A 14,186-nucleotide genomic window follows, 5' to 3' on the forward strand; every position below is an offset into this window, starting at 1 on the left:
AGCCCCCACGGGGGTGGTTTGGAAAAAGATCCGATCGCGTGTCGGACGGGGTCGCGCATTAAGAGGAGCGAAATTCTTCGGATCCGTTCCTGTGGAGGGGCACCGGGGTGTCAGCCGCTGCGGCTACGATCGACGGATGAGCTGGAGCACCGAACCCGACTGGATCCCGGACGACGCGGACGCTCCCGACGACTTCGACGCCCCACCGCCCGACGACGCGTACCTCGGCGGCGGTGTCGCATGGGGGAGTGGAGCGGTCGCGTCTGCTCCAGCCGCTCCGCCCGCTGCGCCTCCGGTAGCGGTGCGTGCGGCAGGCCAGAAGTTCGCCACGGCGCAGGAGGCACTCCACACCGTCTTCGGGTACGACGCGTTCCGCGGCGAGCAGCAGCAGATCATCGAGCAGGTCGCCGGCGGCGGCGACGCGGTCGTCCTCATGCCGACGGGTGGGGGCAAGAGCCTCTGCTATCAGATCCCCGCCCTGCTCCGACCAGGCACCGGCATCGTCGTCTCGCCGCTCATCGCCCTCATGCAGGATCAGGTCGACGCGCTGCTCGCCGTCGGCGTCCGCGCCGCGTTCCTCAACTCGACGCAGGATCCCGCTGAGCGCTCCCGGGTCGAACAGGCTTACCTCGCCGGTGAGCTCGACCTCCTCTACGTCGCGCCCGAGCGCCTGAGCTCCGAGGCGACGCGCCGGTTCCTCAGCCAGGGCACCATCGCCCTGTTGGCGATCGACGAGGCGCACTGTGTGTCGCAGTGGGGGCACGACTTCCGTCCCGACTACCTCATGCTCGGCGAGCTCGCCGAACGCTGGCCCGACGTCCCGCGCATCGCGCTCACCGCGACCGCCACCGAGGCGACGCACCAGGAGATCACGCAGCGGCTCCACCTCGGCGAGGCGAAGCACTTCGTCTCGAGCTTCGACCGCCCGAACATCCAGTACCGGATCGTCGGCAAGAACGAGGTCCGCAAGCAGCTCGTCGCGTTCGTCAAGGAGCAGCCGGCCGGCACCGCCGGGATCGTGTACTGCCTGAGTCGCAAGACGGTGGAGCAGACGGCCCAGCTCCTGCGCGACAACGGGGTGGACGCCGTGGCGTACCACGCCGGACTCGACGCCTCCGTTCGAGCGGCTGCGCAGTCACGCTTCCTCCGCGAGGACGGCGTCGTGGTCGTCGCGACCATCGCCTTCGGCATGGGGATCGACAAGCCGGACGTCCGCTTCGTCGCCCACGTCGACCTCCCGAAGAGCGTCGAAGGCTACTACCAGGAGACCGGCCGTGCGGGGCGCGACGGCGAGCCGTCCATCGCCTGGCTCGCCTACGGCCTGCAGGACGTCGTCCAGCAGCGGCGCATGATCGCCGAGTCGCCGGGCGACCTCGCGCACCAGCGCAACCTCAGCGCGCACCTCGACGCGATGCTGGCCCTCTGCGAGACCGTCGACTGCCGTCGGGTCAACCTGCTCCGCTACTTCGGTCAGCCCTCCACGCCGTGCGGTAACTGCGACACCTGTCTCGAACCTCCGGTCACTTGGGACGGCACAGTACCGGCGCAGAAGCTCCTCTCGACGATCGTGCGCCTGAAGCGCGAGCGCAACCAGTCCTTCGGCGCGGGGCAGATCATCGACATCCTCCGCGGCAAGCGGACCGACCGCGTCGCCCAGCAGCGTCACGACGAACTCGCGACCTTCGGCATCGGCGAGGACCTCAGCGACCAGGAGTGGCGCGGCGTCGTCCGTCAGTTGCTCGCACGCGACCTCCTGGCCACCGTCGGTGAGTACGGCACGCTCGGCCTCACCGACGGGAGCGCCGAGGTGCTCGCGGGGAATCGGCCGGTCGCCATGCGCCGCGAGCCGGAACGTGCTGCCCGCTCCTCGTCGAGGTCGTCCTCTCGCTCGTCGAGCGCGAACGCCGAGCTCGAGCCGGCCGCGGCCGAGCTGTTCCAGGCCCTGCGTGCCTGGCGCGCCGGGGTGGCGAAGGAGCAGGGCGTCCCCGCCTACATCGTCTTCGGCGACGCGACCCTGCGGGAGGTCGCGACGGCGAAGCCCGACTCGCTCGGTGCGCTCGACGGCATCAGCGGCATCGGCGCGAAGAAGCTCGACGCCTACGGGCAGGCGCTCATCGAGGTCGTCGCCGCCAACGCCTGACGCCGCTCCTGAGAGCGAGCTGCGACAGCTGTGGGGGAGGACCAAGTCGATCGTCGGCGATCGGGCGGGCCCTTGTCCACATCCCACAGGCGCTTTCACCCATCGTTATGACAGTCCTACCATTGTGGGAGGTTTTCATGGGTGAAAGGCAGGACACAGCGATGGTCGACACAGCGATCCGGACGAGCGTCAGCGGTACTACGGCAGCGACGGTCGAGGTGGCGCCGTCCGACGCGCGGATCGACGTCACGGCGCTCGCCCACCAGCTGCTCGGCACCTGGCCGGAGGCCCGTCTCGCGTCGCGCGCACTCGCCGCCAAGCCGGAGATGCAGCGGATCGAGGGCCAGTCGATGGACGACCACCGCGACCGCGTCTTCCACCAGCTGAAGCTCCTCGTCGAGAACGGTCAGGTGCTCAAGGCGTTCCCGAAGCGCCTCGGCGGTGCCGACGATCACGGCGGCAACATCGCCGGGTTCGAGGAGCTCGTCCTCGCGGATCCGTCCCTCCAGATCAAGTCCGGTGTCCAGTGGGGCCTCTTCGGTGCGGCGATCCTGCACCTCGGCACCGAGCCGCACCACGACGCGTTCCTGCCCGGCGCGATGAACCTCGACGTCCCGGGTGCCTTCGCGATGACGGAGTCCGGTCACGGCTCCGACGTCGCCTCGATCGCGACCACCGCGACGTACGACCCGGAGACCCAGGAGTTCGTCATCGACACGCCGTTCCGCGCGGCGTGGAAGGACTACCTCGGCAACGCGGCCGTGCACGGCAAGGCGGCGACCCTGTTCGCGCAGCTCATCACGAACGGTGTGAACCACGGCGTGCACTGCTTCTACGTGCCCATCCGCGACGACGAGGGCGCATTCCTCCCCGGGATCGGCGGCGAGGACGACGGCCTGAAGGGTGGGCTCAACGGCATCGACAACGGCCGGCTGCACTTCACCGGCGTCCGCGTGCCGCGCACCAACCTCCTCAACCGCTACGGTGACGTCGCCGAGGACGGCACCTACTCCTCGCCCATCAAGAGCCCCGGGCGACGCTTCTTCACCATGCTCGGCACGCTCGTCCAGGGTCGGGTGTCCCTCGACGGAGCCGCGACGTCGGCCTCCGCGCTCGCTCTGCAGATCGCGATCACCTACGGCAGTGAGCGTCGGCAGTTCAACGCGGGCAGCGACACCCAGGAGGAGGTCATCCTCGACTACCAGCGCCACCAGCGCCGGCTCCTGCCGCGTCTCGCGACGACGTACGCGCAGATCTTCGCCCACGATCGGCTGCTCGTGAAGTTCGACGAGGTGTTCAGCGGCAAGGCCGACTCGGACGACGACCGTCAGGACCTCGAGACGCTCGCGGCGGCCCTCAAGCCGCTGTCGACCTGGCACGCGCTCGACACGCTCCAGGAGGCGCGCGAGGCGTGCGGTGGCAACGGATTCCTCGCGGAGAACCGCCTCACCGGGCTGCGCGCCGACCTCGACGTCTACGCGACGTTCGAGGGCGACAACAACGTGCTGCTGCAGCTCGTCGCCAAGCGCCTCCTCACCGACTACAGCCGGAAGTTCGCGAAGGTCGACGCCGGTGCGCTCGCCCGTTACGTCGTCGAGCAGGCGACCGACCGCGCCGTGCACAGCAGCGGACTCCGGAGCCTCGCGCAGACCGTGAAGGACTTCGGGTCGACGGCACGCTCGGTGAGCCAGCTGCGCGACACGAACGTCCAGCGCGAGCTGTTGACCGAGCGCGTCGAGTCGATGATCGCCGAGGTCGCGACGAAGCTGCGCGGCGCGAACAAGCTCTCCAAGCAGGCCGCGTCCGACCTCTTCAACGCACACCAGAACGAGCTCATCGAGGCCGCGCGGGCGCACGGCGAGCTCCTGCAGTGGGAGGCGTTCACCGAGGGTGTCGAGCAGATCCAGGACCCCGGCACCAAGCAGGTGCTGACCTGGGTGCACGACCTCTTCGGGCTCTCGCTCATCGAGAAGCACCTCGCCTGGTACCTCATCCACGGGCGCCTCTCCCCGCAGCGCGGCCAGGCCGTCAGTGCCTACGTCGACCGCCTCATCGCCCGGCTGCGTCCGCACGCCCTCGACCTCGTCGAGGCGTTCGGGTTCGCCCCCGAGCACGTGCGCGCACCCATCGCGACCGGCCAGGAGGCGCAGCGTCAGCAGGAGGCCGCCGACTACTTCGCCGAGCTCCGTGCCTCGGGCGACGCACCCGTCGACGAGAAGACGCTCACGAAGAAGTCCCGCTGACCACGCGCGGTTGAGAGGAGGCAGATCGTCGTCCGCGCAAGGGGCGGGTGACGATATGCCTCACCTCGCGCTGCGCGATAGGGTGCCGACATGACGTTCAACGACAACGCCGACATCAGCGGGAACAAGGTCAAGCGACGGGGCCGCACGACCGGCATCGCCGTCGGTGGCGGCGCGGTCGGCGTCATCGTGATCGCCCTCATCTCGCAGTTCCTCGGGGTCGACGTGTCGGGCATCCTCGGCGGCGGTGGCGTCGGCGGGGGCCAGCAGGAGGAGAGCCAACTCTCCGACGAGTGCCAGACCGGTGCCGACGCGAACGCGAACGTCGACTGCCGCATGGGCGGTGCCTACTCGTCGCTCGACGCCTACTGGGCCGAGGAGCTCCCCGCGCTCGGTGCCGACTACACCTCGCCGGCGGACTTCATCATCTTCGACCAGCAGACGAACACGGGTTGCGGCGCCGCCACGAGCGCCACCGGCCCGTTCTACTGCCCGCCGGACCAGACCATCTACATCGACACCAGCTTCTACGCCGAACTGCGCGACCGCTTCGGCGCCTCGGGCGGACCGCTCGCCGAGATGTACGTCGTCGCCCACGAGTGGGGGCACCATATCCAGGCGCTCACCGGCATCATGGACCGCGCCGACCGCAGCGGTACGGGCCCGGCCTCCGACTCCGTGCGCATCGAGGTGCAGGCCGACTGCTTCGCCGGCGCGTGGGTCGCCGCCGCGTCCGACACCGAGGACACGAAGGGGGTCGCCTTCCTGAAGCCCGTGACCCAGCAGGAGATCGACGACGCGCTGAGCGCCGCAGCGGCCGTCGGCGACGACCGCATCCAGGAGGCCGCGACCGGCCAGGTGAACCCCGAGGCGTGGACCCACGGCTCCGCCGAGCAGCGGCAGCGCTGGTTCATGACCGGCTACCAGTCCGGTCCGTCCGCGTGCGACACCTTCTCGGTGTCCGCCGACCAGCTCTGACCGGCGGGCCGGGTGCGGCATGCTAGATGAGACACGTGTCGTGAACACAGGAGGAAGTGGACCGTATGGGTGAGCCGTATCCCGAGATCGAGCCGTACGAGACCGGCATGCTCGACGTCGGCGACGGGCAGTCGCTGTACTGGGAGACCTCCGGCAACCCCGACGGCAAGCCCGTCGTGTTCCTCCACGGCGGCCCGGGCGGCGCGACGAGCCCGATCCACCGTCGGCTGTTCGACCCGAAGCGGTACCGCATCGTCCTCGTCGACCAGCGCGGCTGCGGCAGGAGCACCCCGCACGCGAGCGACCCGGCGGCCGACCTGTCGACGAACACCACCTGGCACCTCGTCGCCGACCTCGAGGTGCTGCGGAAGGCGCTGAAGATCAAGCGCTGGATGGTGTTCGGCGGGTCCTGGGGTTCGACCCTCGCGCTCGCGTACGCCCAGAAGCACACGAAGCGCGTCACCGAGCTCGTGCTCCGCGGCATCTTCACGCTGCGCGACGCCGAGCTCGACTGGTTCTACGAGGGCGGTGCGTCCGCGGTCTTCCCCGACCTGTGGGAGGGCTACCTCGAGCCGATCCCTGTCGACGAGCGCCGCCACCTCATCGAGGCCTACCACCGTCGCCTGTTCGACGAGGACCCGGCCGTCCATGGGCCGGCGGCCGTCGCCTGGTCGCGGTGGGAGTCGTCGACGATCACCCTCCTACCGCAGGAGGAGACCGTCGCGCGGTTCACCGACCCGCACTTCGCGGTGGCGTTCGCGCGCATCGAGAACCACTTCTTCACGAACAAGGGCTGGTTCGAACCCGAGCAGCTCATCCGCGACGCCGGCAAGCTCGCAGGGGTGCCCGGCGTGATCGTCCAGGGCCGCTACGACATGTGCACCCCGGTCTTCACCGCGTGGGACCTGCACCGGGCCTGGCCGGAAGCGGACTTCACGATCGTCCCCGACGCGGGGCACGCCTTCGACGAGCCGGGCATCCTGTCGGCGCTCATCGACGCGACGGACCGGTTCGCGAAGGACTGAAGGGCGGGTCGCCGCGGGCTGCGGGGCGACAGGCCTGCGCTCGTACTCAGGCGACCGGTGCGGGTTCGATCGTCGCAGCCTTGTGGCGTCGGACGTAGGGGAGTCGCGCCTGCAGCACACGGGTGATCGGGCGCTCCACGTACCGGTAGATGAGCGCGGCGGCCATCGTCACCACGACGATGGACAGGACGATCGACAACGGCACCGAAGGGAAACCGATCTTCGCGAGGAGGATCGGGACGATGGGCGCGATGAGCGGGTGGAACAGGTAGAGGCTGTAGGACGCGTCGCCCATGAAGATCATCGGCTTCGGTATCCGCCCGCCGATCCAGGGCTCAGCAGCTGTCACGGCCAAGAGCAGTGCGGCGACGGCGAGGTGACGAATGAGGCCCTGTGCGTCTGTCCACGTGTATGAGCCGTCGAGCAGCGGGATGATCGCCCACAGAGCGACGATGTAGCCGAGCCAGGCCGCCAGCCGTGTGACCGACCGGTCCTTCGTCCACTGTCCGATGACCATGCCGACGAGGAAGTACAGGACGATCGGATTGAGGTAGACGGTTGCCGGGGGCCAGTCGTCACCGCGGAAGGCCGAGCCGACTGCGGCTGCAGACAGGATCGCCGCGCAGAAGTAGATCGGCTTCGCCCGGACGAGGAGCGCGATCGTGAACACCGCATAGAAGAACATCTCGAACGTGAGCGTCCAACCGACGCCGAGCAGCGGTTCGATCCGGCCCTCAGCATTGCGTGACGGGAGGAACAGGTACGACAGGATCGTCGTGCCCGGATTCAGGCTGGCGTGCAACACGGCGGAGGGGAGCAGGACGAGGGTCGCGAGTTTCGCAGTGGTCGCGAGCCAGTACATGGGCACGATGCGGACGAGTCGGCGCATGCCGAAGAACTTCCAGCCGTCCTTGGTTCCGGCCAGGCTGCCCGCGGAGATCATCATGACGAAGCCGCTGATCACGAAGAAGATGTCGACGCCGACCTCGCCGAAGTGCCAGGTGTCCGATCCCGCGCCGAGCCGCTCACTCGCGTAGAAGGTCGAGTGGGTGATCACGACGAGTAATGCCGCGACGAAGCGCAGCGACTGGATGCCGTCGTACTTGGAGCGAGGAAGCGCTGGCATGACTGTTCCCCTTGCGGCAGGTCCTTCGGGTGGACCTGGCCTGATTCGACGTCCAGGCTAACATCAGACGGGGGTCAACAGGGCAGGAATTCCCTGGTCCGGAGTCGAATCCAAACCCCCAAACCGGGGGTGGTCACTCCGTGAAGCGGGCCCGGCGGACGGCCTTGCCCACCCGCAGGGCCTCGCCGAGCGAGCGGCCGACGAGACCCTCGCGGGCGAAGCCGCTCAGCAGCTCTGCTGCGAGCGCGCCGCGGTCCACCTCGGGCTCCGGGCCGTCGTCGACGCCGTCGGCCGGGCCGGCGAAGCCGTCGTGCGCGAGCAGGATCGAACCCTGATGGCAGTGCCGGACGGCGTGGGCGACGCGCTCGTGCTCGCCGACGTCCTTGACGTCCCAGGCGGTCGCCGTCCAGAGCACCGTCTGCAGGCCGGCCCGTTTGACGGCCTGCCACGTTTCGATGCTCTGCGCGCCGTACGGCGGCCGGAACCATTCGATCGACTGGCCGCTCAGCTGTTCGAGTTCCTGCTTGGCCGCGAGGGTGCGCCGGTAGGCGATCTCCTCGGAGAAGTCGGTGAGGCGCACGTGGTCGTCGCCGTGCAGGGCGAGCTCATGCCCGCCTGCGACGATGCGTTCGAGGAGCCCGGGGTGCTTCCGTGCGCGGCCGACGAGGACGAAGAACGTGGCGGTCGCGCCGGCCTCGGCGAGGGCGTCGAGGACACCCGGCGTGCCGTCGGGGCTCGGACCGTCGCCGTAGGTCATGACGACCGTGCGCTCCTCGGTGGCGACACCGACGATGGAACCATGGACGGGGAGCGAACCGGTGAGGCGTGCGAGCAGCGCCTGCCGAGCCTTCGTCATGTGTCCACCGCCCTGTGAGTCGATCCGTCCAACAGTACCTCGCTGTGGTCTCGATCGGCAGTCGGACCGTCCTTGCCGTGGCTACGCTGAGAAGAGGGCTGTCCGTCGGGGTGTGCCGTGCTGGAGTGCCTGCGACAGCGACGTCCCGCGCAGGCCGCGTTGCGAGAACTCACTCAGGAGGAGCGAGGTCAGTGCCCCGCGGTCGACCTCAGGCTCGTCGCCGTCGTCGACCCCGTCCGCAGCACTGGCGAAGGCGTCGTGAGCCAGGAGGATGGAGCCCCGTCCGACCTCGGTGAGCGCGTGCGTCAGTCGCTCCTCCATGGAGACGTGTCGAGCATCCCAGGTCGTCGCAGACCAGAGGACCACTTCCAAGCCCGCCCTGCGCACTGCCGCCCAGGTACTCAACCGTTGCGCGCCATAGGGCGGCCGGAACCAGCGGACGGACGTGCCCGTCAGATCCTCGAGTTCACGCTTGGCGTCACGAGTGCGTCGGACCACCTCTCTCGCTGAGAACGACGTGAGCCTGCGGTGATCCGGTCCATGCAGCCCGATCTCATGGCCGGCGGCGGTCACTTCACCGATGATCTCGGGGTGCACACGTGCGCGAGAGAGGAGGACGAAGAAGGTCGCCGTCGCGCCATGGGCGGCGAGAGCTTGCATCACCGCCCGAGTCCCCGTCGGATGAGGGCCGTCGTCGTACGTCAGCACGACCTCGGGTCGAGGAGTGCGGATGTCCGTGAGCGATCCCACGAACGGCACCGCCCGACGCAATCGGTTTCCGGCACTCATCGGAGGGTGGCCTCCTCGGAGGGTTCCGGCCTCGCGTACTCCTGGACGACGACGCCGAACGCGCCGACGAACATACCGGCCCCCCGACTCATCCCGCGCACACCCTTGACCCGGTGCAGCACCGATCGCGTGATGACACCGAGCGCCGTGCGCAGGGCGCCGACGCCGATGCGGACGGCACCTCCGACGGCCGCACGACAGCGGATCACGAGCCGTTCCATCGGACGCTCAGCGAGCATACGGTCGATCGTCACCCGGGTGTTGCCGTGACTCCAGGCTCGTCGGGTCGTCCAAGCGCGGTTGGCGCGTTCGGCGGCGACGTAGTCGTGGGTCAGTGATTCGTTGCACCAGACGATCCGGCCGCCGGCTCGCACGAGTTGGCGGGTGAACAGCGAGTCCTCGCCGCCACCGAGCGCCAGGCGTTGGTCGAATCGCAGGTCGAAGCGCCGGATGTCCTCGAGATCGAGCAGGAGGTTTCCCGCCGCAGCCTCGGGGATCTCGGTGCCGGTGGCTCGCTGCGGACGCGAGAAGAACCCACCGAGGACGACCCATTGTTCGGTCTCCGCGGGCAGGTGGGACACCACCCGCCCCATCACCGCACTCGCACCCGACGCCCGCCAGGTCTGTACCAGCGGCTCCAACCAGTGCTCGTCGGGTTCCTCGTCGTCATCGATGAAGACGAGGAGGCGTGCGTCTGCCGCTTCCGACAGGACCCGATTGCGGGCAGCGGCGATGCCTGGGGTCGTTTCCACGGCGTACCGGACGACGTCGAGTCCCGCCACGACGTTCCGTGCCGACCCGGCGGGATCGTTGTCGACCACGAGAACGTGAGCCGAGGCGATCAGAGGATCGTTCTCCGCCAAGGCCTGCACCTGTGAGAGCACTTTCGGCAGGGAGGCTGCAAGGTCCTCGGGGCGCTTGAACGTGAGGATGCCCACGACGAGGTCGACGGGCTCGTCCGTTCGATTGTGGGGGCTCATGCCTGAAGCCCTTCGGACCTGCGCGGGCGCGAGCGGATTGCGCGGCGGTACGCCTCGACGTGCCGCGTAGCCGCAAGACCCCATTCGCGATCCCGGAACACCGGAGTGGCGCGGTCGGTCGAGCGGACTGCGGAGAGCGCGACGGTCAGGTCCTCTGCGTCGAGCTCCCCGGTGAAGCGGTGCACCCACCCGGGCCCGACCTCTGCTTCCAACGCCCGGTTGACCTCGTTGTCCGGCACCAGGACAGGTCGGTCGAGCGACAGAGCGGCGAGGGTGCTCCCGGAGTTGTGCATGAACCGATAGGGGAGGACGACGAGTTCGGCCCCCGTGGCGATGTCGACCAGTTCGGCATCGGACAGGAAGTGCAGATCGAGGAGGGTGCGGGCAGGACGGGTGACCAGCCCCTCGACCGTCGCCTGCAGCTCCGGCGTCGATGGACGTCCGCCGATGCGAAGAGAGACCTCGGCGTCTCGCGTCGCAAGGTGGTCGAACGCGTCGAGCAGCGTCTCAACGCCCTTGTACCGACGTACGAGACCGAAATAGCCCAGACGGCCCGCGATGGCCTCGGCGCGCGCGTATCGGGCGAACCACTCGCGGTAGTGGCCGTGCGGGATCAAGGTGGAGTCCTGGCCCGCGGGGAGCGTGGTCGTGGTGTTCAGGGTGATGCGGTGAGCGGTCCGCCGGTCGATGAGGCGGAGCAGCGCGCGCTGGCGACGGTTCAATCCGGACGGGAGTTCGACGTTGTGCACGGTGCGCACGATCGGCGTGCGGGTCGCTGCCAGTCGGACGAGCAGGAGCACCGTCAGTACCTGACGAGCAAGACTCTTGAGCGCACCGTTCCCGGTCCCGAGGATCTCCGGCCAATGCACATGGAACACGTCGTACCGCCCGCGGAACGCGGTCATCCACGTGAAGTTGAGGACGGTGACCCCCGGAACTGCTCGCAGATGGTCCGCGAGCATGATCAGGTACGGGTTCGTGGTCGGGCGCGGCACCGGGAACTGCTGCAGGACGGTGATCGGTGAAGTCATGTACTTCCTCTGGGTGGACGCCGGACGGCGGGCGTCTCGGGCCAGTGTGGCAGGGGCCGGGTGAGCGTACCAGTCGCCGACGTCGGCGCAGGCCGGCCGCGGGAGACGCTCCCGCGCGGAGGGGACGGCGGGATGGAGTGCTCGGTCAGGCCTTGACGGATTCGAACTCGCGCTGCTCGTCCAGGTGGGCGAGCGCGCGGCGCAGGGCGGTGCTGGAGGTGCTCATCGTGTACGGGAAGTAGACGACTTCGACGCCGACCTTCGAGAACTCCTCCTCGAGGCGGAGACCTTCCGCAGTACCCCTCCAGTCGTCACCTTTGAAGAAGATGTCGAACCGGAGTGCTTCCCAGGCTTGGAGTTTGTCGTCCCAGGTCTCTTCCACCGCCTCGTCGACGAACGCGATGTGGCGCACGATCTCGAGTCGTTCAGAGAGGGGCACGATGGGCTCGATGCGTTTCCGAGTCCGAAGCAGCTCGTCGGACACCACACCGGCGATCAGATAGTCGCAGGATGCTTTCGCGTGCTTCAGGATGTTGAGGTGACCGACGTGGAACAGGTCGAACGCACCGGCTGCATAGCCGACTCTCGAACCGCGTGATGCAGACATGTATCCCCCTGGCAGGCAGGCCTCGACGGTGCCGACGTCCGCTCGGGTGCGGTCGACGGTCTTCGCGCAGCGAGGTCCACCTGCGATGGTAGGAGGCGGTTTTCGCCCGCACGAGTCCACCTTCAGGGGCTCCCCGTCCGGGGGTCAGGCGGTCGGTCGCTTCGCGACGTCGCTCCTGATGTACCTGACCTTTCCCCGGTCGTGGGGGATGTCGGCGACGAGTTCGAGGCTCACCGGAACGGAGCCGCTCGTCATCGCTGCGAGACGATCGACGGCGGCGCGGATCGCCCCGGGGGCGTCGTCGGCACCGGACGAGACGACTCGGACGACGATCGAGTGGTCCGCGAGTTGGTGGATTTGGAACTGACGCACGGCGCCTGGAGCGGTCGCGAAGAGCTGGGTCAGTCCTTCACCGGCGATCACCCGGCCGTCCGGCAGGTGCAGCGCCTCGGACACCCGACCGACGACCGCGGTGATGCGCGGGAGCGTGACGCCGCAGCTGCACTCGCCCTGCATCCGAGCCGTCCGGTCGCCCAATCGGTACCGGACGAGTGGGAACACCCGATTCGTGAGGTCGGTGAAGACGACTTGCCCGACGGTGCCGTCTGGCACTGGGCGATCGGACTCGTCCACGAGGTCGAGCGTACGGACGTCCGAGAAGACGTGGAGGCCGTCGTGCGCGCTGCACTCGCCGCCCATCCAGGGGATCTCGGCGGACCGGTAGTGGTCGTAAACGGGCGCTCGGAAGACGCGGCCGATGAGTTCACGCTGTGCCGGGGTGATCGGCGCCGCAGTCACTGCTACGGCAGTCGGCGCCGCGATGGAGAGCCCCCGTTCGTCGAGAAGCCTCGCCAGTTCGGCGATCCCACCGACATACCCGACGAGCGCCTTCGGGCGGATCCGTTGCCAACCCTCGACGAAACGATCGACGTGTTCGGGGTCCATGTGGTTCGCATCGAGTTGAATCCGTCGAGACGGCCACCAGGCGGCAGCATGTTTGAGCTCGGCGCGAGCCGATTTCACGTGCCGGGAGAGCAGCGCGGTGTTGTCCGACGGATCGACGCCCCACCATCGGAACAACCGCCATTCGAGTGCCCGCGCAGGGAATCGCAGGTCTCTGAGGAGCCGCAGCGGCTCACCGGTGCTCCCTCCCGTCGTCGAAACGGCACTCGTGCGGTCGTCGGCTTCCGGCGTCCTGAACGCGGCGGCGTGTTCGCGGACATCCGCCTTCTCGATGATCGGCAGCTCATCGAAGGCCGCCGGGTCTCGGAGGTCGTCCAGGGTGAACCCGGCGGATCCGTATCGCTCGCGGTAGAAGGGACTGTGCTCCATCGCGAATCGAGCGTGCGCGATCGACCGTTCGGCGCTGAGTGCGGCAAGCGCGTCAGGGTCGAGCCGCTCATCGCGTTCGAGCTGTCGGTCGAGGCGGTCGCTCGAGCGCAGGACGGTGCCGCGCTTCAGCGCGAGGACGGTGTGGGGAAACGACACGGAGGCCTCCAGACAGGGACGCGGATGGGCCGCGTACGGGAAGGTGAGTGATGGTTCGGGTGACGCCACCGTGCTGCTCGGGATGCAGGACGCTGTGTTGATTCGACACAGTACACTCGGGTCCACGTCGACGGCACCCGGGCCCTGCGACGGGAACAGGAGCATCGTGGGTCAGCCAGCACAACGCACGGACGACGCAGGCGACGCCCGTGACGGCGGTGAGACGGGCCGTCGTGCGTTGTCGAAGCCGGTGATGGTGGTGCTCGCGCTCGTGGTCGTGGCGATCATCGTGGCCGTCATCGTGGTGGTCTCCGGGATGGGCCGCGGTGTCGGTACCGGACCGAACGTCGTGAACCCGCCCGCGATCAGCGGGACGCCCGTTCCGAGTCCGGCCGTGACGGATCCATCCGCCGCGCTTCCCGAGCGCGACCCGGCGGCACTCGATCAACCGGTCGAGGTGGTTCCGCAGGTCACCGTGTCGCTGAGCGACTTCGAATCCGTCGAGGGCGAATCGGCCGTCCCCGGTGAGATCGCCGGGCCCGCTGTCCGCGTCCACGTGACCGTGAAGAACGCGACCGAGACTGCGGTCGACCTCAGCCAGGTCGTGGTGAACGCCTACTACGGGCCGGACCGGACTCCCTCGCTGCCGCTCACGGAACCGGGCGGCAGTACGTTGCCTGCGACGGTTGCGGCCGGCGGTTCGGCGGACGCGGTCCTCCTGTTCACGATCCCGGTCGACCAGCGTGACGCGGTCACCATCACGGTCGACTACCTCGCCGGCGTTCCGGCGGCAGTCTTCTCGGGTCCCGTTCCTGCCTGACGGACGTCGTTCCACCCGCCGGCGATGTCCCTCGACACATCGTCGACCGGCAGGGTCGGAGCGACGGCGTCAGTAGGCCAGGGCAGGAATCGCACCTGTTCTG

General features: G+C 68.7%; 12 protein-coding genes. 5 read left to right on the top strand and 7 right to left on the bottom strand.

The genetic code is table 11. From position 1 onward, the window contains the following. The first annotated feature begins 136 nt into the window (after positions 1-136). The 4 genes from recQ (at position 137) to pip (ending at position 6,386) form a co-directional block, all read left to right on the top strand. Positions 137-2,140 (top strand): DNA helicase RecQ, encoded by a 2,004-nt coding sequence (gene recQ / locus IFR14_RS05680; protein WP_191940524.1) that lies wholly within the window; start codon positions 137-139, stop codon positions 2,138-2,140. Positions 2,141-2,301: 161 nt separating this feature from the next. Next, a complete protein-coding gene (locus tag IFR14_RS05685) occupies positions 2,302-4,383 on the top strand; it encodes an acyl-CoA dehydrogenase family protein (RefSeq protein ID WP_191940525.1) in 2,082 nt (693 codons plus the stop codon). Between the two features lie 90 nt (positions 4,384-4,473). Continuing rightward, on the top strand, positions 4,474-5,361 hold the full coding sequence (gene ypfJ / locus IFR14_RS05690; protein WP_191940526.1) for a KPN_02809 family neutral zinc metallopeptidase: 888 nt from the start codon (positions 4,474-4,476) through the stop codon (positions 5,359-5,361). 65 nt (positions 5,362-5,426) lie between these two features. Next, entirely contained in the window at positions 5,427-6,386 is a 960-nt protein-coding gene (gene pip / locus IFR14_RS05695; RefSeq protein WP_191940527.1) for a prolyl aminopeptidase, read from the top strand. A 46-nt stretch (positions 6,387-6,432) separates the two neighbouring features. Here pip and IFR14_RS05700 read toward each other — a convergent pair whose 3' ends face one another. From IFR14_RS05700 to IFR14_RS05730, 7 genes are all read right to left on the bottom strand, one after another. Beyond that, positions 6,433-7,512, bottom strand: coding sequence for an acyltransferase family protein (locus IFR14_RS05700; RefSeq protein ID WP_191940528.1), 1,080 nt, complete (start codon positions 7,510-7,512; stop codon positions 6,433-6,435). Positions 7,513-7,645: 133 nt separating this feature from the next. Further along, a complete protein-coding gene (locus IFR14_RS05705; RefSeq protein ID WP_191940529.1) occupies positions 7,646-8,368 on the bottom strand; it encodes a polysaccharide deacetylase family protein in 723 nt (240 codons plus the stop codon). Positions 8,369-8,449: 81 nt separating this feature from the next. Beyond that, entirely contained in the window at positions 8,450-9,157 is a 708-nt protein-coding gene (locus IFR14_RS05710; protein ID WP_191940530.1) for a polysaccharide deacetylase family protein, read from the bottom strand. Then, a complete protein-coding gene (locus tag IFR14_RS05715) occupies positions 9,154-10,137 on the bottom strand; it encodes a glycosyltransferase family 2 protein (RefSeq protein WP_191940531.1) in 984 nt (327 codons plus the stop codon). Before IFR14_RS05715 ends, IFR14_RS05710 begins: the two co-directional genes overlap by 4 nt. Next, positions 10,134-11,168: a glycosyltransferase gene (locus IFR14_RS05720; RefSeq protein ID WP_191940532.1), complete on the bottom strand. Its 1,035-nt coding sequence runs from the start codon at positions 11,166-11,168 to the stop codon at positions 10,134-10,136. Before IFR14_RS05720 ends, IFR14_RS05715 begins: the two co-directional genes overlap by 4 nt. Positions 11,169-11,313: 145 nt before the next feature. Further along, the gene (locus IFR14_RS05725; protein ID WP_191940533.1) at positions 11,314-11,775 is read right to left on the bottom strand and encodes an adenylyltransferase/cytidyltransferase family protein; all 462 of its coding nucleotides are present in this window, start codon (positions 11,773-11,775) and stop codon (positions 11,314-11,316) included. 144 nt (positions 11,776-11,919) lie between these two features. Beyond that, positions 11,920-13,263: a phenylacetate--CoA ligase family protein gene (locus IFR14_RS05730; RefSeq protein ID WP_191940534.1), complete on the bottom strand. Its 1,344-nt coding sequence runs from the start codon at positions 13,261-13,263 to the stop codon at positions 11,920-11,922. A gap of 166 nt (positions 13,264-13,429) precedes the next feature. Between IFR14_RS05730 and IFR14_RS05735 the strand changes: the two genes are divergently transcribed. After that, positions 13,430-14,083 carry a hypothetical protein gene (locus IFR14_RS05735; protein ID WP_191940535.1) on the top strand — a complete coding sequence of 218 codons (654 nt, stop codon included), beginning with the start codon at positions 13,430-13,432 and terminating at the stop codon, positions 14,081-14,083. Positions 14,084-14,186 lie beyond the last annotated feature (103 nt).

The organism is Plantibacter sp. CFBP 8775 (assembly GCF_014839505.1).
Lineage (GTDB): Bacteria > Actinomycetota > Actinomycetes > Actinomycetales > Microbacteriaceae > Plantibacter > Plantibacter auratus.

Bases quoted from the DNA above. Each gene is read 5' to 3' on its own strand.
- recQ (WP_191940524.1), top strand. From the start codon at position 137: ATGAGCTGGAGCACCGAACCCGACTGGATCCCGGACGACGCGGACGCT.
- IFR14_RS05685 (WP_191940525.1), top strand. From the start codon at position 2,302: ATGGTCGACACAGCGATCCGGACGAGCGTCAGCGGTACTACGGCAGCG.
- ypfJ (WP_191940526.1), top strand. From the start codon at position 4,474: ATGACGTTCAACGACAACGCCGACATCAGCGGGAACAAGGTCAAGCGA.
- pip (WP_191940527.1), top strand. From the start codon at position 5,427: ATGGGTGAGCCGTATCCCGAGATCGAGCCGTACGAGACCGGCATGCTC.
- IFR14_RS05700 (WP_191940528.1), bottom strand. From the start codon at position 7,512: ATGCCAGCGCTTCCTCGCTCCAAGTACGACGGCATCCAGTCGCTGCGC.
- IFR14_RS05705 (WP_191940529.1), bottom strand. From the start codon at position 8,368: ATGACGAAGGCTCGGCAGGCGCTGCTCGCACGCCTCACCGGTTCGCTC.
- IFR14_RS05710 (WP_191940530.1), bottom strand. From the start codon at position 9,157: ATGAGTGCCGGAAACCGATTGCGTCGGGCGGTGCCGTTCGTGGGATCG.
- IFR14_RS05715 (WP_191940531.1), bottom strand. From the start codon at position 10,137: ATGAGCCCCCACAATCGAACGGACGAGCCCGTCGACCTCGTCGTGGGC.
- IFR14_RS05720 (WP_191940532.1), bottom strand. From the start codon at position 11,168: ATGACTTCACCGATCACCGTCCTGCAGCAGTTCCCGGTGCCGCGCCCG.
- IFR14_RS05725 (WP_191940533.1), bottom strand. From the start codon at position 11,775: ATGTCTGCATCACGCGGTTCGAGAGTCGGCTATGCAGCCGGTGCGTTC.